Origin of the sequence: Nocardia sp. NPDC059154 (assembly GCF_042755705.1) — a bacterium.
Lineage (GTDB): Bacteria > Actinomycetota > Actinomycetes > Mycobacteriales > Mycobacteriaceae > Nocardia.
Genome location: NZ_JBHZCS010000010.1, coordinates 1 through 24,471, shown reverse-complemented (window position 1 = coordinate 24,471; position 24,471 = coordinate 1). Strand labels below are relative to the sequence as shown.

The following is a 24,471-nucleotide window of genomic DNA, read 5'->3' as shown; positions in this document are numbered from 1 at the left end:
CCGCGGGATTTCCGCAGGGACCGATGGCCCGACATCCGCCCTCGGAACCGGTGACTTTCGGCCGTCTCGCCGCAGCTCGCCCGCGCGGGATGCTGTGAACGAACAGTGGATTCGCACGGATCGGAGGACAGGCAATGACGGAGTTCGTGGACCGGAGCGCGCTCGTCACCGGCGGTGCGCGGGGAATCGGCGCGGCGGTGGTCGCGGAACTGGTGAAGGCGGGCTTCGGCGTCGTCATCGCGGACCTGCGCACCGACGCCGGGACGAAACTCATCGCCTCGACCGCCGGCCTGGTGGGCTACCCGGGCATCAGCGGATACGTCGCCAGCAAGTGGGGACTGCGCGGATTGACCAAAGCCGCGGCGCTGGAACTGGGTTCGTCCGGCATTCGCGTGTGCTCGGTGCACCCCGGGCTGATCCATACGGCGATGACCACCGGCCTGGACGAGTCGATCGCCGCCACCCAGCCGCTGGCGCGATTCGGCGAACCGGAGGAGGTCGCGGCCATGGTGCGGTTCCTCGTCACGGAGGCGACTTTCTCTACCGGGTCGGAATTCGTGGTCGACGGCGGCGCGACCAGCTGTCAGGCCGGGCTGATCGAAACATCTGGTGCAGACCAGCGGTAATGGCGACACGAAAGAACTGGAGGCATCGCCATGATGTATTGGTACGGCCACGACATGAGTGGCTGGGGCTACGCCTGGATGGGCGTGGGCATGTTGGTCTTCTGGGCCCTGCTCATCGTCGGGATCGCGCTCGCGGTCCGGTTCGCGGTATCCGACCCGGGCCGCTCGGGCCGCTATGAATCCCCGTCGCCGCAGGAACTGCTGGCCCAGCGTTTCGCGCGCGGCGAGATCGACGAGACCGAATACACCAATCGCCTTGCCGCACTGCGGGCCTCGGGCGCGCGGCAGTAGAACGACGGGAGTGCGAGCATGTCGAAGATCTCCGAAACCCCTGGCGGGCAATTGAATCCGCCGGTCGTCGTGGCAACCGACGGATCGGCCGTCTCGAACCTCGCCGTGGCCTGGGCGGCTGTCGATGCGGCACTGCACGCCTCGCCGCTCGAGATCGTCACCTCGATGGCGGTGCCCGGCGGATGGGGGCCCGGTGCGATGCTGACCAATACCGACACCGATTGGCTCCGCCTCGATGGCGAACGGGTGGTCGCCGAAGCGAGTCGCGTGGCGCGCACCGCGGCCGTCGGCGACGGCCTGTCCATCCGCACCGATATCACCTTCGACACGGCGATTCCGTCTCTGATCGAACGGTCGCGGCACGCGCGCCTGCTGGTGGTGGGCAGCCGCGGGCACGGCGCGATCCGGCGCGGCCTGCTCGGATCGGTCAGTACCGCGGTGACACGGCATGCCCACTGCCCGATCGCGATCGTGCATTCGACAGCGGCGATCGACCCGGTGTCAGCGGAGAAGCCGGTGCTCGTCGGCGTCGATGGCACACCCAACAGCGTGCCTGCCCTGACGCTGGCTTTCGAGGAGGCATCCCGTCGCAAGGTCGGGCTCGACGCGCTGCACGCCTGGAGCGACACCAACCGTGACGGCCTGCCGCTGCCGGGGTGGGACGCCGTCCGCGACCGCGAAACCGAACTGCTCGCCGAACGGCTCGCCGGATTCGGGGAGCGCTATCCGGACGTCCAGGTCCGCCGGATCCTGGTCCGCGACCGCCCGATCCAGTCCCTGCTGGATGCGGCGGAGAACGCCCAGCTGTTGGTGGTCGGCAGTCACGGCCGCGGCGGTTTCACCGGCATGGTGCTCGGCTCGACCAGCAACGCGCTGCTGCACAGCGTGGAATGCCCGATGATCGTGGTGCCGACCCGCTGACCGGGCCGACATGGTCTCGGCGTAGTGGTAACTGCAGTACCGCCCCCCGACAAGGGGGGTGCGCGCCACTCACTGATTGCATGTTTTCTAAACTAATAACCTAGTTTATTGGTGAAGGAGAATGTTGCCATGGACGATCAGACCACTGCGGAGCGGCCGGCAGCAGTACTGGAGCAACCGACAGCGTTGAAATCGGCTCTGGTGCAAGAACTGTGAGCGTGCGGGCACTGTTGCCGGTCTGGTTGGACTGGCGTGCGGGCGTGCGTGCTCCGGGCGCGGATCTGCTGTCCGGGCTGATCGTCGCCCTGGTCGCGCTGCCGTTGGCGCTGGGCTTCGGGATCTCCTCGGGCCTCGGCGCAGCCGCCGGCCTGGCGACCGCGGTGATCGCGGGCGCGGTTGCGGCGGTCTTCGGCGGATCGCGGTTCCAGGTGTCGGGGCCCACGGGGGCGATGACCGTGGTGTTGGTGCCGATCTTCCATCAGCATGGTGCGAGCGGGGTGCTGGCCGTGGGGCTGCTGGCCGGGCTCGTGCTGGTGGTGCTCGCGGTCGCCGGGGTCGGGCGTGCGGTGCGCTACATGCCCGCCCCGGTGATCGAGGGCTTCACCGCCGGTATCGCGGTGGTCATTGCGCTGCAACAGGTCCCGGCCGCGCTCGGTATCGCGCACGCGCACGGGGACAAGGTGTGGCAGGCCGCCGCCGACGCCGTGCGCCAGTACCTGGGGCATCTCGACCCGCTGCCGATCGCCACCGCCCTGCTGGTGGCAGCGCTCATGCTGGTCGGTGGCCGGTATCTGCCCCGCTGGCCGTTCGCGCTGCTGGCCGTGGCGCTGGCGACCGCGGCGGTGGCGGTGTTCGATCTGCCGTTGGAGCGGATCGGCGCCATCCCGTCGGGATTGCAGGCCCCCGGCCTCGGTTTCCTTCATGCCGATCAGCTGGGTTCGCTGCTGGCGCCAGCGTTGGCGGTAGCCGCGCTGGCGGCATTGGAGTCGCTGCTGTCGGCCACGGCCGCCGATGCAATGGCCGTGGGGACACGCCACAACTCCGACCGCGAGCTGTTCGGTCAGGGCCTGGCCAATATCGCCGCACCGCTGTTCGGAGGTGTCCCGGCCACCGGCGCGATCGCGCGCACCGCGGTGAACGTCCGCTCGGGCGGTCGCACCCGGCTGGCCGCGCTCACCCACGCGATCGTGTTGGCGGCCATCGTCTTCCTGGCAGCCCCGCTGGTCGGGCAGATTCCCCTCGCCGCGCTGGCGGGGGTGCTGCTGGCGACCACGGTGCGGATGGTCGAGACGGCGTCGCTGGTGGCGATCGCCCGCGCTTCGAAGGGAGACGCGGCGATCATGGGCGTCACGTTCCTTGTCACCGTCGCCGCCGATCTGGTGACCGCGGTGGCGGTGGGTGTGGGGATCGCGGTGGTGCTCGCCTTGCGCGCGGTCGCGAAAGAGGCTCGCCTACAACAGATTCCGCTGGACGAGGGAGATCATCTGGCCGAGGAGCACGACCTGCTCGACGAACACATCGTCGCCTATCGGCTCGACGGGCCGCTGTTCTTCGCCGGCGCGCACCGATTCCTGCTGGAGCTGGCCGAGGTATCGGATGTGCATGTGGTGATCCTGCGCATGTCGCACGTCACCGCGCTGGACACCACCGGTGCGCTGGTGCTCAAGGATGCGATCGGCAAACTCGAACACCGCCACATCGTCGTGCTCATGTCCGGGCTTCGCCCCGAACACCAGCGCCGTCTCACCGCGATCGGGGCCCTGCCCGCGGGCGGCGCCGCGCACCTGTTCACCCACACGCCCGATGCCATCACCTGTGCGCGGAAGCTGGCGCCCGCGGTGGTCGGGGACGGTCACGTAGCGGGCGCCTGACATCCCTGGTCCGCGCTGTTCAGTGCGTGTTGGTGGAGGGGCGGGCGGGGAGCCCCAGGGCGGAGCGGTTGCAGGCCAGGGCGAGGTCGGTAGCGGTCACCAGGCCGGTGAGGCGGCCGGTAGGGTCGGTGACGGCGACGGCATCGAGGTTGGGGCGCAGGACGATTCGGGAGATGACGTCGGCGAGCAGATCGTCGGAGTGAGCGATGGCGGCCGGGGGGAGCGGGCGGGCGAGGTCAGCGACCCGCAGGCCGGGGTGCGGACCTGCGCGGGTGCGCAGGAGATCGGCCCAGGCGAGGACGGCGTTCGGGTGGCCGTTCTGGTCGACGACCGGGAAGAGGTGGTGGTGGGTGTAGACGAGGTCGGATCGGAGGAGCTGGTCGAGGGTCCATGCGGCATCGGCCATCCGCGGCGCGGGGGTCATGACATCGCCGATGGTGGTGGCGCCCAGGCGATGTCGCAGGCCCGCCATGGTCAGCTCGCTGTTGGCGGCGCTGTAGAGGAACAAGCCGAGCAGTATCAGCCACAGGCCGCTGAAGTCGCGGAACGCGATGATCTCGGCACTGCCGAGGCCGCCCAGGACCATGCCCAGGACCTGGCCGGTGCGGGCGGCCGTGGTCGCGGCGCGCAGGCGGTCGCCGCTGCGCCACCAGATCACCGCCCGCACGACGCGCCCACCGTCGAGGGGCGCCCCCGGCAGCATATTGAACACGGCGAGAACCACATTCACGGTGGCGAGCCAGAAGAGGGTTGCGGTGACCGGGCCGCCGGGGGAGAAGACCGACGACACGGCCGCCGCGCCGTAGGCCAGCACGCCGAGCATCAGACTGGTGGCGGGGCCGACCAGGGCGACTCGTAGGTCGGTCCGGGCATCCTTGGGCTCGTCGGTCAGCTCGGAGGCCCCGCCGAGCAGCCACAGCACGATGCGTTCGACATGAATCCCATTGCGGGTGGCCACGATCGAATGTGCGAGCTCGTGTGCGAGCAGGCAGGCGACCAATCCGAGAGCGCCGGCGATCGCCGCGGCCCAGATGATTCCGGCGCCGGCGGTGCCACGGAGGTAGGCGGCGAGGATCCACGTGAAGAGCCCCACGGTGACGGCCGCCGACCAGTGCGCGGCGACCCGGATGCCGGCGATTCTTCCCAGTGGGACCGTGGATCGGAGCTGCATGGTGTCCTCGTCTGTCGTGCCGGTCGGATCAGTGCTCGGCCCCGGTCAGCCCCTGAGCGAGCAGGATGCGATGGGCCTGCTGCGCGGCCGAGAATCCGCCGTGCTCGTCCGGTCCGGCGTCGGCGGGATACTCGAGGCCACGCACGAGCGCGGTGACGGCCTCGGTGAGCGCGGTCAGGCGTCGTTCGATGTCATCGGTCTGCATCGGGCCCGGCTGTGTGGGGACCGCCGCGCCCCCGTAGACCGCCGCCAGGTCGGTGCCGAGCAGGAGGAAGCGCAGCGCCGCCGGCAGCTGCGCCAGCACATGGTCGAGCTGACCGGGAGAGAAGAGGTCGGCGAGGGCATCGGTCACCACCCCCACCAGCGGCACGGCCTCCTCGGAAGTGACGCCCGCGGCATGGGCGAACTGGGCGAGGAATGACGGCACATCGCGCGGGACCGGCACGTGGGCCGGGATCCAGCCCTCGTAGAACGTGCCGCGGAGCAGCTCGGGCAACTGGGCGCTGAGATGCGCGGCGGCATTGACGCCCAAGCGGTCGCGCACGGTGTGCAACCATGCGCGCAGGGCGCGATGGGCGAGGAAGCGATCCTCGGTGCCCATCGCCTCGGCCACGGCCGCCAGCCATTCGTGGGCGGTGTGCACGCTCCGCGCGAACGGATCGGTGTGATGGCTCATGGGACACGTCCTTTCGGGAGATGAGAACGCACTGAGCTGACAGGTCTGGTTCCACCCGCGCAATGCCTGGGCGATGGTGGCATCCATCGAGGTGGTGGTATCCACGGTAGTCGCGTCCGGCCACGGAGAGCTGGACGTGGCCAGTGCGTGCGCGATTTCGGGCGTGGCCTCGGAATCACCGGCGCGGCGCGTGCGGATGCGCGTGTCGGACGTCCGGGGCGGGCACTCACAGCGCAGCGAGATCAGCTCGGCGTGGGCGCCCGCCGCGAGCGCCTGGGCGCGGGCCCGTTCAGCGGCATCGATCCAGGAGGCGTCGAGTATCACCGAGATGCCGAGCCCGAGTCGCCGGCGTGCCATTTCCAGCATGTGGGTGTACACCAGTGATCTCGCATCGGGCCGGTAGGCCCCGGCGTCGAAGACGCCCCTCGCACCGGTGATCGCTCCCGAGGCGCGGAGCCGGGCCCGCACGGTGTCGCTCGAGATCACCTCGGCGCCGGTGAGCTGTGCGAGACGGGTTGCGACAGTGGACTTTCCGGTCCCGGGCAGGCCGCCGACCAGAGCCAGCCGCACCGCGCCGGCCTCCAGGTGCCGTACCGCGAGGTCCAGGTGCCGGATCGCGTGACCGACGAACTGCTCGTCGCCCTGTGCGGCCCGGATATGGTTCGTCTTGGCCCGCACCATGGCCCGGTAGGCGATGTAGTGGTGGCGCAGTGAGGCCGGCGGCGAATCCCCGGCCGCGCGCAGGTAATCGGTGAGAAAGTCCTCGGCGAGCTGCGGTTGGCCGAGGAACTCCAGATCCATCGCCAGGAAGGCGGCATCGTCGAGGCCGTCGACAGCGCGGAGGGAATCGTCGAAGTCGAGGCAGTCCAGGATCCGGAAGCCGTCGGGGAGCGCGAAGATGTCTTCGGTCAGCAGATCGCCGTGCCCATCCAGAATCCGGCCGTCCGCAATGCGTTCGGCCAGCAGCGGCGCCCGGCCGTCGAGGAAACGCATGGCCAGCCGCTCGATGCGGTCGACCAGCAGGGGATCGAGCGCACTGAGCGGATGGGATCGAGGGTCGCGCAACAGGATTCGCCATCGCTGCCGCAGGGCCTGTGCCGTTCCCGCCTGATCGATCGTGCTGCTGCGGACGGCACTGCGGTGGAACTGGGCCACCACCGTCGCCAGCTCGGACAGTTCCGCCCGGTCGATCTCGCCGCTGGCGACCAGCCTGCTCAACCGCCGAGATTCCGGCATCCGCCGCATGATCAGCACGGGCTCGCCAGGACCGTCGACCGGACCGGTGAGATGTGCCAGGCCCAGGTACACATCGGGCGCCCAGCGCCGATTCAATTCGAGTTCGCGGCGCAGCGCATGTTCCCTGGCCTCGGTCGTGGCGAAATCGAGGAAGTCGGTGACGATGGGTTTCTTCACCTTGTACGCCCGATCCCCGAACAACACCACCAGCCCGGTGTGCGTCTCCCGCAGCTCGGCGGCGCGCGCATCATGGAGGATCTCGCTGCGCAGGTGCTCGGCAGCCACGGCGTGGTTCGCCGCCCGCTGTCGCATGTCGTCGGGCCGGACGACAGGACGTGACGTGGAGGCGTTCGTGTCCATGCCTCCCACACTCCGCGCTCCGGGCGGGCGGGAACAGAGGACTTCGGTCCCCGCGGTGACGACAACGGTCCCGTCACCGGCAATCGTCCGTAACTACATCGCCGATCAGCAGCTGCCGGAGCGGTCTGAGCGCACGGGCGTGCGGTGTCGCGATCACCGCGGGGCTCCAACCTGTGCTTTCCCGGAGCCGTTCGCCACCGCACACCCTCGCGGTCGGATGGAGACGCGGGCACACGAAGGGCGTGCTTCCCGCTACGACGCTCGGAGGGACTCGATCGCGTGCATCAAACGGGTGCCCTCGGGGTCGGCTGTGGGTGCCGGTAGGACGATGCCGTGGACGAGGCCGGCGTAGCGGTCACGCACGAGGTCGGGCAGGGCGTCGTAGTCGCCGCAGATGAGCAGCGCGTCGAGGACGTCGTCGGTCACCACGTCGTGGAGTTGATCCCAGCGTTGCGCTTTCACCAATTCGCGTAGGCGGTCGAACAATTCGGGCATACCGACGCGTATGAGCGTCGGCCGGTAGGACGGGGTGGAGTAGAGGAAGGCGAGCAGCCGCCGCTGCCGCTCACGGTCGCGTGCCACCTCGGCTGCCGTGGCGCCCGTGGCGATCGGGACCGCGGCGATGATTCCGGGGGCCCGGCGTGAGCGTTCGGCGGCGCCCGCGTGCAATGCGGGCTGGACGACGTCGCGCAGGTATCCCGGATCGGAGTTGGTGGAGTGCGTGATCACGCCGTCGGCGAGTTGTCCTGCGAGGCGGCACATCCCGGCATTGACCGCGCCGAGCAGGATCGGTGGCGGGGCGATGTCGTCGGGGCCGGGGTTGAAGTAGGGCTGCAACCGGGTCAGCCGGTAGCTGTCGCCCTCGAAATGGATCGAATCGCCGGATGCGAACGCGGCGAACAGCTCTCGCAGCACGGTCACGTACTCGCCGATCCGTGCGACGGGTTCGGTCCACGGCATCCCGAAACGGCCTTCGATGTTCTGCTTGATCTGCGTTCCGAGCCCCAGCTCGAAGCGCCCGCCGGAGAATTTCGCGAGATCCCAGGCGTTGTACGCGACCAGCGTCGGGCTCCGGACGAAGGCCAGCGTGATCGCGGTGCGCACGGTAATCCGGCTGGTGTGCTCCGCCGCCAGCAGCGCGACCGCGAACGAATCGTGGATCGTCTCGGGGATGTGAACCCCATCGAATCCCAGCTCCTCCACCCGCCGCGCCACCCGTGGCACCTCGGACAACGGTAGTCGCGGATCCAGGGCTGCATAGACTTTCATCAACCGTCTTCCTCGGCATCGGTGCATTCTCACCGCAGACGGTAGCGGGCGCACCGCTTCATCGGCCCTCAGGCCGAGCCGTCGAAGTCCCTCGAACGATGCTGGCGGCGAGGCCACCAAGTGGAACCGCGCCGGTCAGCACCGGCACATACTGTCGCATGAGCGGCACTGTGCGTCATCGATGGAATGCGACTGCCGCGATAGGTTTCTCGATGCCGACACCCCAAACAACACCGCGTCGGCGCGCAAAGGGTTAGCGCCCGCCCGGGCGGCAAATTCTTTCAGGGTGGCCCGGGCGGGCATTCTCTGGCCACGGATGATGATCTCAATCGCTTGGGAATTGACGCCACATGTGGCCTGCGCGAACGGCACTAGTGGCGCATGAGGGAATGTTCGCGTGGAATGCCTCGATCGCTTCACGACACCCAGCGCAGATAGTGCCGCCTGTACAGATGGGGTTCTTCCCACATTTGGCACTGATCGGTCCTCAGGCCGGGCAGTTGAAGTCCCCTCGAATGATGCCGGCGGCGAAGGCATCCCATTCGCCGGGGGCGAAGACGAGGGCGGGGCCGGTCGGGTTCTTCGAGTCGCGAACTCCCACGAGCCCCTTGTCGAGGAACGCGACCTCGACGCATTCTTTTCCCGCGGAGCTGCGGCTGCTCTTGAACCACTGTGCGCCGGCTAGGTCAACACTCACCTTCAGTTGTCCTTTCGTGCCACCTGCCGGAGCAGGTTTCTGCTGCTCACCGCGTCGAGAGCGGCGCGCTGGAATATCGCGGATGCGACTCGGTAGTGCTGGACGTCCGTTTCTCCCTCAAGGTACATATCGCCGGTGAAGTTCTCGACGTAGATAACGGTCGGTTCTTTCTCATGGGTCTGGTCGGCGGCGAAGTCGAGGATGACGAACGGGCCGACCGGAGTGCCCACGGGCAGACCGGCATTGAACGGCAGCACACGAATGCTGACGTTCGGCCGGGTGCTGATATCGGCGAGCTTCCGCAGCTGCCCGGCCATGACCGCTGGTCCTCCGACCACCGTATGCAGTACCGATTCATGCAGCACCACACTGGTTTTCGTTGGTCTCGCTTTGCGGGTGATGATCGTCTGCCGGTTCATCCGCAACTGAACCCGACGATCCTGCTCGTCTTCGGAATCGTTCGGAAAGTAGATGCGATCGAGTGCGCGAGCGTAGTCGGCGGTCTGGAGCAACCCTGGGACCACGTCGGGCCGGTAGATATCCATCGACTGAGCCGAAGTCTCCAGCCCCACGAAGACATTGAAGCCCTCGGGGATCAGATCACCGAACGAGTGCCACCAGCTCTTCGCCGCTGCCTGCCGGTTGAGGCCGACCATGGCCGCAGTGGTCTCGGCGGTGAAACCGAGGACGCCGCAGAGCGCTTCGATATCGCGAGCCGTAAGTTTGCCCGTTTCGCCGCGTTCGATACGTCCTAGTTTGGAGATGCTCCACTCCATTATCGGCGCGACCTGCTCGAGGGTGAGGTTCGCGTCAAGGCGTCCCCTGCGCAGATACCGTCCCAGCTGTCGACGTGGCAACGACGAACCCGATCCATCCTTCACCATGATCCGCTCCCCGGGGCATGTTCAACTTGGCAATGGAGTGAGGTCAGAATGGCACTCTCCCTGGGGTTTTGCACCGGAATCACGAATTTGCCAGCGTGGCATTGCCACTCTGCATGGACGGTGGTGTGCTGGTTCCACGCCCACCGGGAATCCACCGCACGCTCCATCTCTCCGGCCGGGTGCACGATAGTCGTCCGATTACGCAGGGGGTCAGGCGATGTCCCGAGAGAATCCGTGGTCGGTGCAGGCGATCATCGACCGCATCGAACGTGAGAAGCAGCGAACCGTTGACACAGAGCACGCCGAGGTCGGCGCGGCCGGGTATGCGGTGCGTGGGCTGTGGTCGTGCTACGACGATCCTGGCACATTGACTGCCGGACAGGCGCATACCGCCATGCAGCTGCATCTCGGATGCGGGGTGGACAGCTGCTGGGTGCGGTGGCGGGCGCGGACCGCGCTGGTCGTGGCAGGGCGCATGGTGCTCGATCCGCGTGCGGCACGGGTGCCGGGTGTGCACCGTAGGTCCCTTTTCGCCGTGTTGCGGATGGCGGTTTTCGGGTGTGGCGCACTGTTTTTCGGAGGTCATCATGCCCTGCGATGACCCCGACCGGATTGAGATTCAAGTCATCCAGGACGTACTCGACACCGTCGAAGCCCGGCTGTGCGACCGCGAATGTCGCGGGTGGCGGTTGACCGCACCCCGTTCGCTCATCTACGCGGCTGTCCTGCATGCGGTCATCGTCAGCGCCCGCGCCTCCCACCGCATTCCCGCCACCCTCGACCACGCCGCGATCCTCGACGCCATCTTCGACGGCACCGAACCGTCGGAACCCGGTGAACGCGGTCGCCCGGTCGAGGACGTGATCGAACGCCACACCATGAACATGAACTGACCGCCTTCGCCGGGCGAGCGACAACTCGCCGGTCATGGCGGCGGCATGTGTCGACCCGTGCGGATTACTCTCTTGCACAGAGGACTTCGTCATTCGAGGAGATAACTGACACCATGACGATCAGCGAACCCACGAGCGTGGGAACCGACCCCTATCTCACGCCCCGCGCGTCGTCGTCGGCTCTGGTGCTCATCGATGTGCAACGTGACTTCTACGAGGACGACGCCCCGGCGCGGATCGATGGCACCGCCGCAGTGATTCCCGCGATGGCGCAACTCGTGCATCTGTTCCGCCGCCAGGGCAGGCCGATCGTGCACGTTGTGCGGTTGTACCGGCGTGACGGTTCGAATGTGGATCTGGTTCGCCGGCATGCGGTCGAATCGGGTGCGCAGATCGCCGTGCCGGGATCGGAAGGGTCGCAGATCGCGCCTGAATTGCTGCCCGGCGCAGTTGAGTTGGAGCACGAGCGGCTGCTCGCCGGGCAGTCGCAGCAGGTCGGTCCGGCCGAGTATGTGATGTACAAGCCGCGGTGGGGAGCGTTCTACGGCACCGGTTTGGAACAGCATCTGCGCGCGAGCGGGGTCGACACCATCGTGTTCGCCGGATGCAACTTCCCCAACTGCCCCCGCACGTCGATCTATGAAGCCTCCGAGCGTGATTTCCGCACGGTCTTGGTGTCCGATGCGATGTCAGGACTCTACCCCCGGGGTGCGGAGGAATGCCGGGCCATCGGAGTACACGTGCGCACCCTCGCCGACGTGTCGACGTGGCTCACCACGGACTGATCATTCTCTCCAGCCGTCGACGTTGGTGATCGAGACGAAGCTGACGAGGGTGGCCGCGCAGAATTGGCTCACTTCGTCCTCCCGTCAGGGTCTGGTTCGTCCTGTTCCGAACCCGGGTGAGAACGCGCAGCGCCCTACTTACGAGCCTCGATGGGCTGGCCTCCGATGAGCTGTTCGCGATCCCAGCGCACCCGCACGGCACCGGTCCATGTCAGAGGTCCACGGCTCAGCGGTCACAAGATGTCCGATCGTGCGGGCGGGCTCGAACCACGACCTATCCCACCCCGTATCGACGACCGGATCCGGAAGGCTCACCGTGCCAACCGAATCCAGCCGCACTGTCCGCATCCACCACAGCGCCCGCCACCTTTGATACTGCAACGACACCTGTGTGGGTTGGCGCTGGTAGATCTGTTGTGCGGCGTTGGATCATGTTGTGGCCGAGTTGGATTCGTTGATTTCGCGGATCGGGGTCCGGTCCGCGCGGTCGGAGCCGCGGGTCCGGGCGCGCGAGTACGTGTCGGGATTGTTGGCGGGGCTGGAACGCAAGAACGGGTGGACCCTGCCCGAGCGGGCCGGCGAGACTGGCCCGCAGGGGATGCAGCGACTGCTACGCGCGGCCGATTGGGACGTCGACGCGGTCCGTGACGATGTGCGTGACTATGTTGTCGAGCACGACGCGACAACGCCAAGTCCGACTCTCCCACTGCCGACGCCGCGGCCACCCACTCACGTGAATGTCGTTGCAGTACTGGGCCTGTCGATTCCGACAAGTTTGGCAAGGAAACGGTCCAGCTGTTCGGTGACGGGCGGCCAGGGCAAATCGGGTTCGTTGATACGTTGGGAGAGCATGCCGTTCACGGCAGTCCGCAGATCGATCGCCACGGTGGTCGCATCGTCCGACGGTGCGAGGCCAGCGTCCATGCATCGCTGCACCGAGTCGATCGTGCGTTGGACCATGACTTCTTTGAACGGCATGCCGAGTCTGCGGTGCACCGTGCTCTCGTGTAGCACCTTGTACAGCCCGGGGTGATCCTCGGCCCAGCCTGCCTGCGCCAGGATGCGGGCGCGCAGACCCGCACCGGGATCGGATTCGGCCGCGTCGGCCGAATCGCCGAGCTGCACGAGTTCTTCGTGGCAACGCAGGGTGGCAGCCAACACAAGGGAATCCCGGTCGGGGAAGTGGAGGTACACCGACGTGGCGGCGATCTTGACTTCACGGGCGACCGCGCGCAGCGAGAGCGCCTGATCGTCGGCCAGCTCGTCAAGCATCCGCACGGCGGTGGTGACGATGTCCTCGCGCAGCAGTTCGCCTTGGCCGCGCGCATTCGGCCGCCGACGGGCGGTGGAGGTAGCTGTGTCGTCCATGATTCGGCCATTGTAACCGGACACTCTTAGCGCTACGGTTATAGCGCTACACCTGTAGCGCTATGGTTGTTCATTGATAGGAGGGGTCGTGACCCCGAGCAACATCATCGAGGCTGCAACGCTTGATCTGCGTGCGCTGGACCCGGCATTCGCGCAAATGGGTGCTGCCACCGTCGCGCAAGCCGATTCGGTGTCCGAGTTGACCGATCGGGAGAAGGTATTCCTGCAAATCACTGCCGATGTCTGCCAACAGGCGCTCGGGTTACCCTTCGAGCTGCACGTGCGCGCGGGCCTGAAGCGTGGAGTGTCCACCGCCGACATCCGTGCGCTGCTCCGTCTGATCTCCTACGACAGCGGCTATCACGCGGCATTGGGGGCTTTCGAACGGCTGGCTGAGATCGAGGCAGCGCTCGGTCTGCCCCGCCCCGACGTCGCTACGCTCGACGACGAGCTGCTGTCCACCGGACCGGATGCGCCGGCCAGCCCGCTGCCCGAGTCGGTCCGTGCCACGCTGGCGGAGCTGGACCCGCACTTCGCCGAGTTCTTCGACCTGCAGTCCCGCATGCGGCTGCCGTCCGGCCCGGGCACATTGACCGTGCGGGAACGGGCATTCGCGACGATGAGCGTGGACGTGCACTATCAGACGCTGCGGGACACCTTCCGCATCCACATCGAGCGGGCACTGGGCGCGGGCGCGACACTGTCGGACGTGCGTGGGGTGCTGCGTTACACCGCTCAATTCGGCGCCACCCGAATGTGGCACGCGTGGCAGGCATTTCACGCCCACGCCGCCGAGGCGGGTTGGACCGACCGAGCGCGCTGAGCCGTCCATCGATATCGACGACAAGGAGACAGGTTGACATGAGACGCGTTCTGAGACCGCGTCTCATGTCATTGATTTAGCCTTCGCCAGCTTCTGGTAGCAGGTGAGTGCGGCGGCGAGGGTCGGAAAGGCGGATCCGCCGCCTGCTCATCGCCTTCGTCCTCACCAGCCACCGCCCCTGGGCCTGGTCACGATGGCGACGACGCCGACAACACCAAGCCCGTCTATCCCACTACCGACGTCGCGGCCATCCACTCACCTGAATGTCGTTGCAGTATTGGGTGGCGCACTTGAATCCCCGTGCGTCCGTGCAGATTCCCAGCGCTCCCGATGATCGGTGCTGTCTGGAATGGCCTGGAACATCCCTAGCCTCATCGCATTTCGGGTGCTGTGAGGCTTCGGCATCTGAGCGTCCAACGCGCGAAACATGGTCGGGGACCAGCCCGGAGACGTCGCCGCCGAGGTCCGCGACCTCTTTGATCAGCGACGAGGATAGGTGGCTGTACTCCGGATCGGAGGCCACGAACAGTGTCTCCACGTTGGACAGCCTGTGGTTCATCTGCGACATCGTGAGTTCGTACTCGTAGTCGCTCACCGCGCGCAGGCCCTTCACCATGGCGCGCGCGCACCGCTGCACGCAGAAGTCGGCGAGCAACCCGTCGATGGCCTCGACGCGGACGTTCGGATATGCGCCGGTGACGTTGCGGATCATGGCGACCCGTTCCTCGGCGGTGAACAGCGCGCGCTTGCCGACGTTCTTGCCGACGCCGACGATCACCTCGTCGAACAGCATCGCGGCGCGGCCGATGATGTCCAAGTGTCCGTTGGTCACCGGGTCGAAGGAGCCCGGGCAGACCACGCGCCGGATGGCCGGTTCGCCCATGATCACTTCGCTCACTTCGTTGTCGTCATTGCCCGGGAGGGCAGCCTTCCGCTGCGCCGCGATCGGTTCGATAGTGCCCGTGAGGGTCCCGATGATGCCATCGGCTTCGCCGGTCAAGTCCGCGGAAGGATGATCGCGCGCCCCACACCATCGGGTCGGCCTGAGGCGCCCTGTTCGGCAGCGAAACGCTTCAGCCGGGTGAGGAGGTCGGCGGGCATGGGGGTAGTCCTTCTCGTCTCGAGGTCGACATGCAGGTCCAACTGCTCGGATGCGGCGACTCGGGTTTGGTTGCCGAGAGTGCGGACTTCGTGGAAGAAGTGCAGGCGTTTGGTATCCACACCCAGCAGCCAGGAATCGACTGCCAACCGTGCCCCACGGCGTACTTCTCGTTCGTAGGTCATTGCGGTCTGCACGACAACCTTGCCGAACCTTGTCTTCCTGACGTAATCGTCGCCCAGACCCAGAACCTCGGTGAACGCGGCGTGCGCCCGATAGACCACGATCCCGTAAAACTGGGCGTTCATGTGATCATTGATGTCGATCCACGTTGCGTCGACATCGCATTCGAGAGTTCGCACAGCGCCCCCACTTGTATGGGACCGCCGTAATCGGGTGCAGGCGGACATCAGTTGCGTATCCGGGCGGTCAGTCGGCGGACAGTCTTGGTCAAGACCGGTACCAGCAGGTAGATGACGATCGGGACCACGATGATGGTGAGCAGCAGTGTGCGAAAGGGAAGCGGGGTGTGTGCTGTCGTCGGGCCGATCAACGCCAGCGTGATCGTGATGGTCGGGTAGACAGCAATCCAGGTGATGAGCGCTCGCGTGTGGACTGACGGCTGATCGGTGATCACCTGTTGTTCGGTGATACTCATGATGCATATCCCCTCCGATCCGGTTGACGACGATCTTGCGATGTGCGGGTCGGCACCCGCCCCTCTGCTCCGCCCTGATCCGGACGAGCCGAAGAAGCGGGGCGGGTTGCCGCCCTGGGCCCACAAAGATCATCAGCGACGTGCGCGCAGCCGGTCAATCCTCGGTTTGCCTTGGTAATCCCCAAGATTCAGCTTTGAACCGGACACGCATTACGGTGGGCTCGATGCGGATGACCTTCGATGACCTCCGGGTATTCGTGGCGGTCTGTCAGGCCGGAAACCTCAGTGCCGTTGCTCGCGACCTCGCGTGTACCCAGCCCGCGGTGAGTCAGCACGTCAAACGGCTCGAAAAGGCCACCGGCGTACGGCTGCTCGAACGCGGACCTGACGGCGTGACCCCCACCGCGGAAGGGCTCGTGCTGTATACGGCAGCGCGCGACGGCATCGTCGGCGTGGACCTGGCGCTACGCCAACTTCGCGAAATGGCCCGTGGCCAAACCGGTTCCGTTCGCATCACCACAGGAGCGACAACCATCCGCAACTTCATGTCCGAAGCCGTCGTCGACTTCCGCCGACGCTATCCCCACGCCAGACTCGAGTTCCGAACGATCATTTCCAGTCGCCGATGCTTCGAATCCCTTGCCGAGGGCCTCGTCGATCTGGCGTGGGTGACCATCGCCGATGCGATCCCTGGCATCGAACAACGCCCCGTCATGGACCTGCCCTGGGTGCTGGCGACCCGAGACGACGACCCTCTGGCTGACCGGCCCTCGATCACACCGGCCGACCTCACGGCGATCCGACACATCCAACTACCTGACAACGCAGTATCGCGTGTCCACCTCGACACCGTCCTCAATCGACTCGGAATCCAGCTGACACCCGAAACCGGTGTCGCAGACTGGAACACCGCAGTCCTGCTCGCCGAACTCGGCGTCGGCCACGCGATAGTTCCCTCGCTGCCGTACGACTCCGCCGCCGCCTCGCACCGGCCACTGCGATTTCAGCCTTTACCGTTCCTTGCTCCACTGACCGTCGGATGGGCCGTCCGCCGCTGGGAAACACTCAGCCCGCTGGCGAGAAGCTTTGCAGACATGGTCGAACAGCAATGCCGAGACCATTGAGAACTCGGCACCGAGACCAACGTCCGCACCGCGATCCGCGCGTTGCTTACCGAGGGTTCGGTGTTGTCGGCAAACGATCGTTCCGATCGACGATGCCGCGCGCTCGGCGGCACCCCGTCGTGGTCCGGGGCCACCAGTTCACCGTCGTGGGTCATCTCCCGCCCCGCCGCCAGCGACAGCAGGGTGTGGGAGATCTCGGGGAAGGCCGGGTTGAGGGAGTTGGCGTTACGGCTGACCATGTGGCATACGCCGTCGGAAATCCGTGCCAGGCAGCGGATTCCGTTGTGCTTCCATTCGTAGGCGTACCGGGTGTCGTCGTCGGCGGGAGCGGGCCCGGCCGTAGCGAGCATCGGCGCTGGTGCGGCAGCCCCATTCGGACGCAACCCAGTCGCTCACCGCGCCATCGCGCAATTCTCACCGTGGAGCAGCCCTACCGGGGCCCCAGATCATCGGTAGGGCTGTCGGTGATTCGGTGTCGATGTGTCCGGTTCGTGCGAAATAGCCCCAGACTCTGCGTAGTTGAGCGCCGAGTCTCTCGATATCGGTCCATGTGGTGGTGCCGAGCATCGGTGCTGGTTGCCATGCTTGTCGTGTGCCCAGGAGCAGAGGTAGTTCGACGCCGTGTGTCGCGCTGAACGCCGATCCCTCGGGGCGCCAGTCGAAGCGGTAGATGTGCACGCGGGCGCCCGCGTCGTCGAGCTCGGCCGCGAACGCCCGCACCGGTTGTGCGAGCAGTTGTTCGGTCAACTCGAGGGTTTCCGGTCCCGGGGCGGTCGCGGTGAATGCTGAGGTGTCGTCGAGGTTCCAGCCGCAGAGCACATCCAGGCTTGTGACGTTGTCGGCGAGACTCGCGCCCAGTGTGTGTAGCGGTTCTGCGCCCGAGACCGGATAGAACGGCGGCAACGCGACTCCACCGGCTGACGCCAGCTCCGTCGCGGTTCGGGCGGCGGCGTCGAGCATTGCGGCGACGGGGGCGGCACGCGGATCGACGCCCAGTTTCTCGATGAAGATCTCGCCGATCTTTTGCGCGTCCTGTTGTGCTCGGGTTGGTCGGGGTGTTGGTCCGCTCTGCAGGATGGCGCGGGCGAACAAGCCTCTCGCGGCGGGGATCTGATCGCCGACTCCGAATCGGCGTCATTGCGGGCATGGGGTGCCGGTTTTCCCGCTGCGACCGATCGGTCGGCCGCGGCCCCGTTCGCGGGTTCACCCCAGTTCGGCCAGCCGGCCCGCGAGGAATCGTCGTTCCACCTCGTTGTCGGTGAGCAACATGGCCTCCTCGTACGCCGTCTGCGCTTCGGTCGGTCGGCCGAGCGCGGCGAGGAAATGTCCGCGGGCTGCGGCCAGATATCCGTAGCCGGCCAGCTGAGGCTCGGTGCTCAGCTCGTCGAGCGCTGCCAATCCCGACTCGGCGCCTGCGGCCAGGCCGAGGGCCACGGCGCGATTCAATGCCACCACCGGTGACGGCCACAGTTGGGCGAGAACTCCGTAGAGTCCGACGATTTCGTGCCAGTCCGTGTCGTCGTAGGTGAGTGCCTCCGCGTGTACGGCCGCGATTGCTGCTTCCAAGGCGTATCGGCCGGGTCTGCGCCGCAATGACTCTCGGACCAATGCGATGCCTTCGTCGATGTCGCCGCGGTCCCACAGGTTTCGGTTCTGTTCCGACAGTCGCAGCAGATTGCCGTCGGTGTCGGTGCGGGCCGGACGCCTCGCTTCGGTCAGCAGAATCAGTGCCAGCAGCCCGGACACATCCGAATTCTCGGGCAGCAGGGTGCGGAGCATGCGGGCCAGATCCATTGCGCGCGTGGTGAGATCGCGTCGGCTCAGCTCGGCGTGGTGGGGCGCGGTGTGGCCCGTCGTGTACAGCAGGTGCACCACCGTCAAGATCGCGTCGATCCGTTCGGGCAGCTCTGCCGGAGCGGGGACCCGATAGGGGATCCGCGCGGCGGCAATCTTCTTCTTGGCGCGGGTGATTCGCGCCGCCATGGTGGACTCCGACACCAGGAATGCTCGCGCAACCTCGATGGTCGTCAACCCGCACACCAGCCGCAGCGTCAGCGCCACCTGAGCCTCGAGCGACAGTGCCGGGTGGCAGCAGGTGCTGACCAATCGCAATCGATCATCGGGGATATCCCGCTCGGCGACCACGGTGTTCGCGACGTCGTCGCCGAAATCGTCCGAAACAAGCAGCGGCAGAGATCGTTTCGCCGTCGCCTGCCTGCGTAGCAGGTCCAGCGCGCGGTTGCGCGCCACCGTGGTCAGCCAGGCCGCCGGCTTGGCGGGCACGGCGCTTTCCCAGCGGGTCAGGGCCTGGGCGTAGGCGTCCTGGACGCATTCCTCGGCGGCGTCGAGGTCGCGGGTGACGCGCACCGTCGCGGCGAGCACGAAGGCCCACTCGCGCCGGTGCGCATCGGCGACCGCCGCCGCTACCGCGGCACTGGGCATCGCTACGGCTCGAATACGTGAATCGGCCGGACCTCGACGCCGCCCGCAGACATCGGGATCTGCTTGGCGCGGCTGATCGCCTCGTCCAAATCGGACGCCTCGATCAGGTAGTACCCGCCGATCTGCTCCTTTGTCTCGGCGAAGGGCCCATCGGTCACCACGAACCCGCCTGCACCGTCGGGCCGTATGCTGGTCGCCGCATCGCTGTACTCCACAGCGTTTCCGCCGCGCAGCGCCGCCTGGTTCGTGGCCATGAAGTCCGCATGCCCCTGCGTCACCGACCGGCTGGACAAGGTGTCCCCGGCCAACCGCTCGTCCTGGTAGATCAAGACCAGATACTCCGCCATGATGCCGTCCTCTCGCTGTCCGGTCCGCCTCTCGGACCATTCAACTCTTCGACGCGCAGACCACCGCGGAATCGACAGGTCCGGAATCGATCTCCTAGATCGTCAGGCCCACGCCCTGCGCCAGCATCGGCCACGAGTCGTGCAGTGAGCCCTTTCAGCCTCGGGTTGCGGCTTGAAGCTCGCGGGCTTGCAGGAGGTCGACTGCCTTGACAAGTTGCCCGGCCCAGTACGGGCAGCAGCGTAGCTTTCGCAGCACCTTCCAGGTCTTGAGCTGGGCGTTGGCGCGTTCGCCGGGGCTGCGTAGCCTTGCGTGGGCGCGGTTGGCCTGCTTCTGCGATTCGGGCCTGTCGCGTCCCATGTACGGGGTGAGCCAGCCCTCGACGCCGTGGTATCCCCTTGTCCGCCAGCACGATCAGCCCGCAGTGCGCGAGCTCGCGCACGATCTGCCAAATCCAGGCGGCCTTGCTGTCGTGCACACTGCCGGGCAACGCAAACAAGAGCTCGCCGCCGCGGTCGTTTGATGTTGCCAGCTCCCGTTCACGTTCGGAAAACGATGGCCTGCCGAACACGAACACTCCTGCCAGGTGAGGGCCGTTGTGACTCGCAGCGGTAGATGGCGTGGTTTTCGCGGTGTCAGGCGGCGCCGGTATCGGTGTGGGCGACGGTGGCTGCTCGTGTGGTCAGGGTTATCACGGCGGCGAGGGCTGCGAGGAGTGCGCCGAGCGTGAGCAGGCCGGTGTCGAGTGTGACGGCGGTGGCGACGATCCCGACGAGAAGCGGGCCGCCGGCGTCGCCGAGTTCGCGGCCGAGTTCGGCGGCACCCATGGTCTGGCCGAGCCGTTCGAGTGGGCTCGTCGCGGCCAGGTGCGCGAATCCGAGGGGGGTGATGAGTCCCGTACCGGCCCCGATGATTACGGCAGCGCACACCGTCCCCGCTGTCCCGGGCAGGGCCGCGGCGATGGTGATCCCGATCGCGGCCAGCAGGAGCCCGGCTGCCATACCGGATCGATCTTGGAGCCGTGCGGTGTCGCGGGCGCGCCCGGCGCGTGGTTGAACGAGCGCGGCAGTGGCGGCGAGCAGCGACACAACAGCGCCCGTGGCCAGCGGCCCCAGGCCGTGGCGGGAACCGATCGCGGGCAGGAATCCGACCCCGACCGCGAGCGCGGCGGTGGCTCCGGCCAGGGCGGCCGTGGGGCGTAGGAACGGGCCGCTGGTGAGGCGGCGTGCCAGATCCAGCACGGTCTGACGGGTTTTCGGCAGCACCTCGACGGTGGGCACGACCAGCGCCGCCCACACAGCGACTGCTGTGGCGAGTACCGCGAGGGCGGTGAACAGCAGGCCGTAGCCGCCCATGGAGACGAGGATGCCGCCCAGCAGCGGGCCGAGGGTGTAGCCCAGGCCCTTCCACGCGCCGTAGCTGCCGAACGCGCGCCCGTGTCCGCCGGCCGGGGTGAGCCGGGCGACCATCGCCCCGGCGGCTGGAGAGAACGCGGCCGCGGCCGCGCCTTGACCGAATCGTGCGACACCGACCAGGCCAGGATTGCCGACCAGCACGAACGCCGCGGACGCGAGCGCGAACGCAACCAGCCCGCCGAGCAGCACCGGCCGCGCTCCGACGCGGTCGGACAACGTTCCGAAGACGGGTTTGAGCAGCACCTCCGCACCGTCGTAGACGGCCAGAAGCAGCCCCAAGGTGAGCAGGCTCGCGTGCTGCTGTCCGGTATATCCGGCGAGGCTGGCTGCGATGCTGTGCGCACCGAACGCGGTCACGAACCCGGCCGCATACAGCGGCAGCAGCCGTGCCCGGCCTGGACCGGTTCGGGTACCGGGGATAGCGGTCATCGCGATTCTTGCTGCGCGGCAGCGGGTTCGACGGCGGTGTCGGTGAGCAGTATGCGCAGTGGAGTACGAGCGAGCAGGGCCAGCAACCGTGCCATGAGCGGTCGTGCCAGGTAGAACCCGACAAGGCTGACCGCGGCCCCGAGGGCGAGACCCGCGAGGACGTCTTGGGGATAGTGCGCGGCGATGTACACCCGGGCGAACGTCATCACGACCGCAGCCACCGCGGCGAGCACCGCGAGTCGCCGGTTCACCAGCCACAGCCCGGCCGCGACCGCGCCGGCCATGACCGCGTGGTCGCTGGGGAACCCGGCATCGGTGTTGCAGTGCAGGATCACGATGTCGTGCAACGCATTACACGGGCGGGTCTCATCGACCGCGGCGGCGATCGGCTGGTTGATCATCAGCGCGGTCAACATGCCCAGCGGCGCCCACACCGCCGCCACTATCGCAGCGGGATCGCCGTCGCGGCGGGCGATCCACCATCCGGCCAGCAGCAGCACCGCGAACAGCAAGACACTGTAATTGGCGTAGCCGGACACGATCGGATGCAACCACGGGGTATCGCGGGCAAAGTCGTTGATGTCGTAGAAGATTCGCGTATCCACGCTCATCGAGGCTCCCTCGAGTCCAGTAGCAGCCGGTCACATCTGGTGCAGGGCTTGAAAGACCCGCTCGGTGTAGTCGGCCAGCCGATCGGCGCAGTGCTCGAGCTGCCGCTCGGCCTCGGCGGCCGCAGGGGCACCGAACACGTCGCGGGCCTTGATGTCGCGATGCCAGCGCCGCAACCGTTCCAGGCTCTGCTCCTCTTCCTCGAGCTCGGCCATCGTGAACTTGGCTTTGGCGATCTCCTTGTCGATCTCGGCATCGAACCCGGCGCAATCGGCCAGGAACTCCGCCCACTCCTCACCGCGCTCGGCGGTGAACATCGCCTCCAACCGCGCGGTGTCGGCGTCGGCGTGGCCCGTGGCATCGAGCACCAGCACCTCACCGGTCCCGCGGGCAGCCAGCTCGATCACCCGCGCGACTCCGTCAGCGAACACCGGAACGTCGGGCACCACCCACACGCCCTGGCCGACTTGCAAAGCACCTACACGGCGCAGTTCACGCCACACAGCCACCCGATGCCGCGATGGTTCGGCCGGCACCCGGACCAACAACACCAGCCACCGCGCCGCAGCCTGATTCGCCGTCACAACATGAAATGTAACAGATGTTACCTACGGGTTGGTATCGGGCGACACATAGCCGATAGGCCCTCGTGCGCGGGGTGCGTGGCATTTGTGGATCGGAAGCGATCAGTTCTCGACACTCGGGCAACCCGAACACGCATCGGCAGGAATGCGATTCGGACCCGGTGTCCAAAGACGCGCAACCAGGGCTGTCGTTTTGGGGTAGACCCCAACTCGACACACCCGGTCCCTGCACAGTCGTCGGAATAGAATCCTTACCGACTTTTCCGACACTTGTCGGTGTCGGTTCTTAGATTCCGGACCGGCACATTCCAATGCTCAGAAGGGATTCCGGGTGACCTGAGGCGCGGGAATGCTCTGACTGGCCCGCCCAGCTGCGAGTTTGCGCGGATTTGTCGCTTGGGCATCACTTTTCGATGCCGGCATCGACCAGCAGACGCCCCAACCATCGACTCACGCCGGAGCCCGTCGGCGACCACACGACCAATCACTGCACCGACCAAAGCAGCCACATCATGCGCGCGATCAGATTCCGTTCCGGAAGTCTCCGATGTCATTGTCCTGCAATCTGACAACTCTAAAGAACGCGACCGACAGAGTGACCCTCGATCGCCGAAGGCTAGTCGCCTGCGTACTCAACCCGGTAGTTCAGGACGTTCGCCGACAGGTGCTGCGGTCGGTCCTGTCCGCGCGGGTCGCGGCATGAGCGTGCACTGCCTGCGAGCAGCGGCTGACAGCGCTTTGCCAGCGCCGTCGGACAGTGTGCGAAACCATGACGGAAAAGACAGCGGAAATGCGGGCCGCCTACGTCCCGGCAGTCAATGCGATGTGGGAGGTGCGTGAACTGCCGAGGCCGGAACCGGGTCCCGGCGAGGTATTGATCCGGGTGCGGGCCAGCGGAATCTGCTACACCGACATCTGGTCCACCACCGGAGTGATCCCGACGGGCGTGCCCGGGGTGGTCGGGCACGAGACGGTCGGTGAGATCGTCGCGGTGGGCGAGGGGGTGCACTCGCGGGTGGTCGGTGACCGGGTCGCGGCGACCTGGATCCTGCAGACGTGCGGCCGATGTGAGTACTGCCGGCTCAACAAGCCGGTCAGTGGGGTGGCCGGCTTGAGCTGTGCTGCACCGAAAACCAGTGGGTTCAGTGTCCAGGGTGGGCATGCCGAGTACTTCGCGGCGCCCGAGGCTGCCACGGTGTTGTTGCCGGAGGGCTTGTCCTTCGAGTTGGCTGCCCCGGTCGCCTGCGCGGGTTACACGACGTGGAGTGCGTTGCGCGCGGGTAATCCGCAGCCGCACGAGCGGGTCGCCGTGGTGGGGATCGGCGGGCTCGGGCATATGGCGGTGCAGTATGCGAAGGCGGCCGGGTTCGAGACGGTCGCGATGACGCATTCACCGGACAAGCGGGAACTCGCACTGAAATTGGGTGCGGACGAGGTGGTCTCGGACGGCGAAGAACTGAAGGCGATGGGCGGCGCGGACATCATCCTGATGACCGGCAACTCCAACCGCGCGGCCATGGACAGCCTGCACGGGTTGCGTCCGGAAGGGCGGATGGTGCTGGTCGGTCTGCCGCACGACACCGATTTCGTCATTCCGGGGCCGGAGACCGGGATCAATTTCGTGGTCAATCGCAATCAGATCATCGGCGCGACGCATGGCGGCTTCGAATACCTCACCCAGGCACTCGATTTCGTCGCCACCGGCAAGGTGACACCGATGGTCGAGACCTATCCGCTGGCGAAGGCCGCCGACGCCTACGAACGCGTGGCCGGCGGCGCTGTGCGGTTCCGCGCCGTGATCACCTACTGAGACCAGCGCTCGAGCCGCGCGCTACGCGGCCACTACGTGCATTTGCTGATGGTTTCGCTGTTGCGGTTCTGTCCGTGAATGGCTG

At 66.9% G+C, this 24,471-nt stretch carries 24 protein-coding genes and 4 pseudogenes; 11 read left to right on the top strand and 17 right to left on the bottom strand.

Going from position 1 to position 24,471, the window contains the following annotated elements:
- Window positions 1-134: 134 nt before the first annotated feature.
- The 4 genes from ACFXN1_RS11365 (at window position 135) to ACFXN1_RS11350 (ending at window position 3,709) form a co-directional block, all read left to right on the top strand.
- Window positions 135-626, top strand: a complete 492-nt coding sequence (locus ACFXN1_RS11365; protein ID WP_379446499.1) for an SDR family NAD(P)-dependent oxidoreductase — start codon at window positions 135-137, stop codon at window positions 624-626.
- 30 nt (window positions 627-656) lie between these two features.
- Window positions 657-917: an SHOCT domain-containing protein gene (locus ACFXN1_RS11360; protein ID WP_379396075.1), complete on the top strand. Its 261-nt coding sequence runs from the start codon at window positions 657-659 to the stop codon at window positions 915-917.
- Between the two features lie 18 nt (window positions 918-935).
- Window positions 936-1,838 (top strand): universal stress protein, encoded by a 903-nt coding sequence (locus ACFXN1_RS11355; RefSeq protein WP_379446500.1) that lies wholly within the window; start codon window positions 936-938, stop codon window positions 1,836-1,838.
- A 212-nt stretch (window positions 1,839-2,050) separates the two neighbouring features.
- Window positions 2,051-3,709 (top strand): SulP family inorganic anion transporter, encoded by a 1,659-nt coding sequence (locus tag ACFXN1_RS11350; protein WP_379463554.1) that lies wholly within the window; start codon window positions 2,051-2,053, stop codon window positions 3,707-3,709.
- Between the two features lie 19 nt (window positions 3,710-3,728).
- On the opposite strand, the gene ACFXN1_RS11345 is transcribed toward ACFXN1_RS11350, so the two are convergent.
- From ACFXN1_RS11345 to ACFXN1_RS11325, 5 genes are all read right to left on the bottom strand, one after another.
- Entirely contained in the window at window positions 3,729-4,880 is a 1,152-nt protein-coding gene (locus ACFXN1_RS11345) for a site-2 protease family protein (RefSeq protein ID WP_379445182.1), read from the bottom strand.
- Window positions 4,881-4,908: 28 nt separating this feature from the next.
- On the bottom strand, window positions 4,909-7,152 hold the full coding sequence (locus ACFXN1_RS11340; protein WP_379445183.1) for a DUF2267 domain-containing protein: 2,244 nt from the start codon (window positions 7,150-7,152) through the stop codon (window positions 4,909-4,911).
- A gap of 252 nt (window positions 7,153-7,404) precedes the next feature.
- A complete protein-coding gene (locus tag ACFXN1_RS11335; protein WP_379445184.1) occupies window positions 7,405-8,421 on the bottom strand; it encodes a TIGR03617 family F420-dependent LLM class oxidoreductase in 1,017 nt (338 codons plus the stop codon).
- 487 nt (window positions 8,422-8,908) lie between these two features.
- Window positions 8,909-9,118 carry a DUF397 domain-containing protein gene (locus tag ACFXN1_RS11330; RefSeq protein ID WP_379445186.1) on the bottom strand — a complete coding sequence of 70 codons (210 nt, stop codon included), beginning with the start codon at window positions 9,116-9,118 and terminating at the stop codon, window positions 8,909-8,911.
- Between the two features lie 2 nt (window positions 9,119-9,120).
- On the bottom strand, window positions 9,121-10,002 hold the full coding sequence (locus tag ACFXN1_RS11325; RefSeq protein WP_379445187.1) for a helix-turn-helix domain-containing protein: 882 nt from the start codon (window positions 10,000-10,002) through the stop codon (window positions 9,121-9,123).
- Window positions 10,003-10,219: 217 nt separating this feature from the next.
- Between ACFXN1_RS11325 and ACFXN1_RS11320 the strand changes: the two genes are divergently transcribed.
- From ACFXN1_RS11320 to ACFXN1_RS11305, 4 genes and pseudogenes are all read left to right on the top strand, one after another.
- Window positions 10,220-10,603, top strand: a complete 384-nt coding sequence (locus tag ACFXN1_RS11320; RefSeq protein ID WP_379445189.1) for a hypothetical protein — start codon at window positions 10,220-10,222, stop codon at window positions 10,601-10,603.
- Entirely contained in the window at window positions 10,590-10,895 is a 306-nt protein-coding gene (locus ACFXN1_RS11315) for a hypothetical protein (RefSeq protein WP_379445190.1), read from the top strand. The genes ACFXN1_RS11320 and ACFXN1_RS11315 overlap by 14 nt, the downstream gene beginning before the upstream one ends.
- Before the next feature lie 113 nt (window positions 10,896-11,008).
- The gene (locus ACFXN1_RS11310; RefSeq protein WP_379445191.1) at window positions 11,009-11,680 is read left to right on the top strand and encodes a cysteine hydrolase family protein; all 672 of its coding nucleotides are present in this window, start codon (window positions 11,009-11,011) and stop codon (window positions 11,678-11,680) included.
- A gap of 424 nt (window positions 11,681-12,104) precedes the next feature.
- Window positions 12,105-12,353 (top strand): annotated as a pseudogene (locus tag ACFXN1_RS11305) (IS701 family transposase); the annotation flags it as partial.
- A gap of 56 nt (window positions 12,354-12,409) precedes the next feature.
- On the opposite strand, the gene ACFXN1_RS11300 reads toward ACFXN1_RS11305, so the two are convergent.
- Window positions 12,410-13,048, bottom strand: a complete 639-nt coding sequence (locus tag ACFXN1_RS11300; protein WP_379445193.1) for a TetR/AcrR family transcriptional regulator — start codon at window positions 13,046-13,048, stop codon at window positions 12,410-12,412.
- 88 nt (window positions 13,049-13,136) lie between these two features.
- Here ACFXN1_RS11300 and ACFXN1_RS11295 point away from each other — a divergent pair, with 88 nt between their 5' ends.
- Window positions 13,137-13,871 (top strand): carboxymuconolactone decarboxylase, encoded by a 735-nt coding sequence (locus ACFXN1_RS11295; protein WP_379445194.1) that lies wholly within the window; start codon window positions 13,137-13,139, stop codon window positions 13,869-13,871.
- 391 nt (window positions 13,872-14,262) lie between these two features.
- On the opposite strand, the pseudogene coaD reads toward ACFXN1_RS11295, so the two are convergent.
- The 3 genes and pseudogenes from coaD to ACFXN1_RS11280 all read right to left on the bottom strand — a co-directional run.
- Window positions 14,263-14,739, bottom strand: a pseudogene (gene coaD, locus ACFXN1_RS11290) (pantetheine-phosphate adenylyltransferase); the annotation flags it as partial.
- 128 nt (window positions 14,740-14,867) lie between these two features.
- The gene (locus tag ACFXN1_RS11285; protein WP_379445195.1) at window positions 14,868-15,380 is read right to left on the bottom strand and encodes a thioesterase family protein; all 513 of its coding nucleotides are present in this window, start codon (window positions 15,378-15,380) and stop codon (window positions 14,868-14,870) included.
- Entirely contained in the window at window positions 15,380-15,628 is a 249-nt protein-coding gene (locus ACFXN1_RS11280) for a hypothetical protein (RefSeq protein ID WP_379445197.1), read from the bottom strand. The genes ACFXN1_RS11285 and ACFXN1_RS11280 overlap by 1 nt, the downstream gene beginning before the upstream one ends.
- 140 nt (window positions 15,629-15,768) lie before the next feature.
- Between ACFXN1_RS11280 and ACFXN1_RS11275 the strand changes: the two genes are divergently transcribed.
- The gene (locus ACFXN1_RS11275) at window positions 15,769-16,752 is read left to right on the top strand and encodes a LysR family transcriptional regulator (protein WP_379445198.1); all 984 of its coding nucleotides are present in this window, start codon (window positions 15,769-15,771) and stop codon (window positions 16,750-16,752) included.
- A 125-nt stretch (window positions 16,753-16,877) separates the two neighbouring features.
- Here the strand turns inward: ACFXN1_RS11275 and ACFXN1_RS11270 are convergent.
- The 8 genes and pseudogenes from ACFXN1_RS11270 to ACFXN1_RS11235 form a co-directional block, all read right to left on the bottom strand.
- Window positions 16,878-17,102, bottom strand: a pseudogene (locus tag ACFXN1_RS11270) (ATP-dependent DNA ligase); the annotation flags it as partial.
- A gap of 64 nt (window positions 17,103-17,166) precedes the next feature.
- A complete protein-coding gene (locus tag ACFXN1_RS11265; RefSeq protein WP_379445200.1) occupies window positions 17,167-17,844 on the bottom strand; it encodes a hypothetical protein in 678 nt (225 codons plus the stop codon).
- Between the two features lie 111 nt (window positions 17,845-17,955).
- Entirely contained in the window at window positions 17,956-19,194 is a 1,239-nt protein-coding gene (locus ACFXN1_RS11260) for an RNA polymerase sigma factor (protein WP_379445201.1), read from the bottom strand.
- A 2-nt stretch (window positions 19,195-19,196) separates the two neighbouring features.
- Complete coding sequence (locus ACFXN1_RS11255) at window positions 19,197-19,541, bottom strand: YciI family protein (protein WP_379339831.1); 345 nt, start codon at window positions 19,539-19,541, stop codon at window positions 19,197-19,199.
- 154 nt (window positions 19,542-19,695) lie between these two features.
- A pseudogene (locus ACFXN1_RS11250) lies at window positions 19,696-20,029 on the bottom strand (transposase family protein); the annotation flags it as partial.
- A 145-nt stretch (window positions 20,030-20,174) separates the two neighbouring features.
- Window positions 20,175-21,383 carry an MFS transporter gene (locus ACFXN1_RS11245; protein WP_379445202.1) on the bottom strand — a complete coding sequence of 403 codons (1,209 nt, stop codon included), beginning with the start codon at window positions 21,381-21,383 and terminating at the stop codon, window positions 20,175-20,177.
- Window positions 21,380-21,994: a phosphatase PAP2 family protein gene (locus ACFXN1_RS11240; RefSeq protein ID WP_379445204.1), complete on the bottom strand. Its 615-nt coding sequence runs from the start codon at window positions 21,992-21,994 to the stop codon at window positions 21,380-21,382. The genes ACFXN1_RS11245 and ACFXN1_RS11240 overlap by 4 nt, the downstream gene beginning before the upstream one ends.
- A gap of 30 nt (window positions 21,995-22,024) precedes the next feature.
- Window positions 22,025-22,576 carry a Chromate resistance protein ChrB gene (locus tag ACFXN1_RS11235; RefSeq protein ID WP_379445205.1) on the bottom strand — a complete coding sequence of 184 codons (552 nt, stop codon included), beginning with the start codon at window positions 22,574-22,576 and terminating at the stop codon, window positions 22,025-22,027.
- A gap of 769 nt (window positions 22,577-23,345) precedes the next feature.
- On the opposite strand from ACFXN1_RS11235, the gene ACFXN1_RS11230 reads away from it, so the two are divergent.
- Window positions 23,346-24,386: an alcohol dehydrogenase catalytic domain-containing protein gene (locus ACFXN1_RS11230; protein WP_379396030.1), complete on the top strand. Its 1,041-nt coding sequence runs from the start codon at window positions 23,346-23,348 to the stop codon at window positions 24,384-24,386.
- Window positions 24,387-24,471 lie beyond the last annotated feature (85 nt).

What these genes read in the sequence shown, in the direction of transcription:
- ACFXN1_RS11365 (WP_379446499.1), top strand. Translation starts at nt 135, where the DNA reads ATGACGGAGTTCGTGGACCGGAGCGCGCTCGTCACCGGCGGTGCGCGG.
- ACFXN1_RS11360 (WP_379396075.1), top strand. Translation starts at nt 657, where the DNA reads ATGATGTATTGGTACGGCCACGACATGAGTGGCTGGGGCTACGCCTGG.
- ACFXN1_RS11355 (WP_379446500.1), top strand. Translation starts at nt 936, where the DNA reads ATGTCGAAGATCTCCGAAACCCCTGGCGGGCAATTGAATCCGCCGGTC.
- ACFXN1_RS11345 (WP_379445182.1), bottom strand. Translation starts at nt 4,880, where the DNA reads ATGCAGCTCCGATCCACGGTCCCACTGGGAAGAATCGCCGGCATCCGG.
- ACFXN1_RS11340 (WP_379445183.1), bottom strand. Translation starts at nt 7,152, where the DNA reads ATGGACACGAACGCCTCCACGTCACGTCCTGTCGTCCGGCCCGACGAC.
- ACFXN1_RS11335 (WP_379445184.1), bottom strand. Translation starts at nt 8,421, where the DNA reads ATGAAAGTCTATGCAGCCCTGGATCCGCGACTACCGTTGTCCGAGGTG.
- ACFXN1_RS11325 (WP_379445187.1), bottom strand. Translation starts at nt 10,002, where the DNA reads ATGGTGAAGGATGGATCGGGTTCGTCGTTGCCACGTCGACAGCTGGGA.
- ACFXN1_RS11320 (WP_379445189.1), top strand. Translation starts at nt 10,220, where the DNA reads ATGTCCCGAGAGAATCCGTGGTCGGTGCAGGCGATCATCGACCGCATC.
- ACFXN1_RS11315 (WP_379445190.1), top strand. Translation starts at nt 10,590, where the DNA reads ATGCCCTGCGATGACCCCGACCGGATTGAGATTCAAGTCATCCAGGAC.
- ACFXN1_RS11310 (WP_379445191.1), top strand. Translation starts at nt 11,009, where the DNA reads ATGACGATCAGCGAACCCACGAGCGTGGGAACCGACCCCTATCTCACG.
- ACFXN1_RS11300 (WP_379445193.1), bottom strand. Translation starts at nt 13,048, where the DNA reads ATGGACGACACAGCTACCTCCACCGCCCGTCGGCGGCCGAATGCGCGC.
- ACFXN1_RS11285 (WP_379445195.1), bottom strand. Translation starts at nt 15,380, where the DNA reads ATGTCCGCCTGCACCCGATTACGGCGGTCCCATACAAGTGGGGGCGCT.
- ACFXN1_RS11280 (WP_379445197.1), bottom strand. Translation starts at nt 15,628, where the DNA reads ATGAGTATCACCGAACAACAGGTGATCACCGATCAGCCGTCAGTCCAC.
- ACFXN1_RS11260 (WP_379445201.1), bottom strand. Translation starts at nt 19,194, where the DNA reads ATGCCCAGTGCCGCGGTAGCGGCGGCGGTCGCCGATGCGCACCGGCGC.
- ACFXN1_RS11255 (WP_379339831.1), bottom strand. Translation starts at nt 19,541, where the DNA reads ATGGCGGAGTATCTGGTCTTGATCTACCAGGACGAGCGGTTGGCCGGG.
- ACFXN1_RS11245 (WP_379445202.1), bottom strand. Translation starts at nt 21,383, where the DNA reads ATGACCGCTATCCCCGGTACCCGAACCGGTCCAGGCCGGGCACGGCTG.
- ACFXN1_RS11240 (WP_379445204.1), bottom strand. Translation starts at nt 21,994, where the DNA reads ATGAGCGTGGATACGCGAATCTTCTACGACATCAACGACTTTGCCCGC.
- ACFXN1_RS11230 (WP_379396030.1), top strand. Translation starts at nt 23,346, where the DNA reads ATGACGGAAAAGACAGCGGAAATGCGGGCCGCCTACGTCCCGGCAGTC.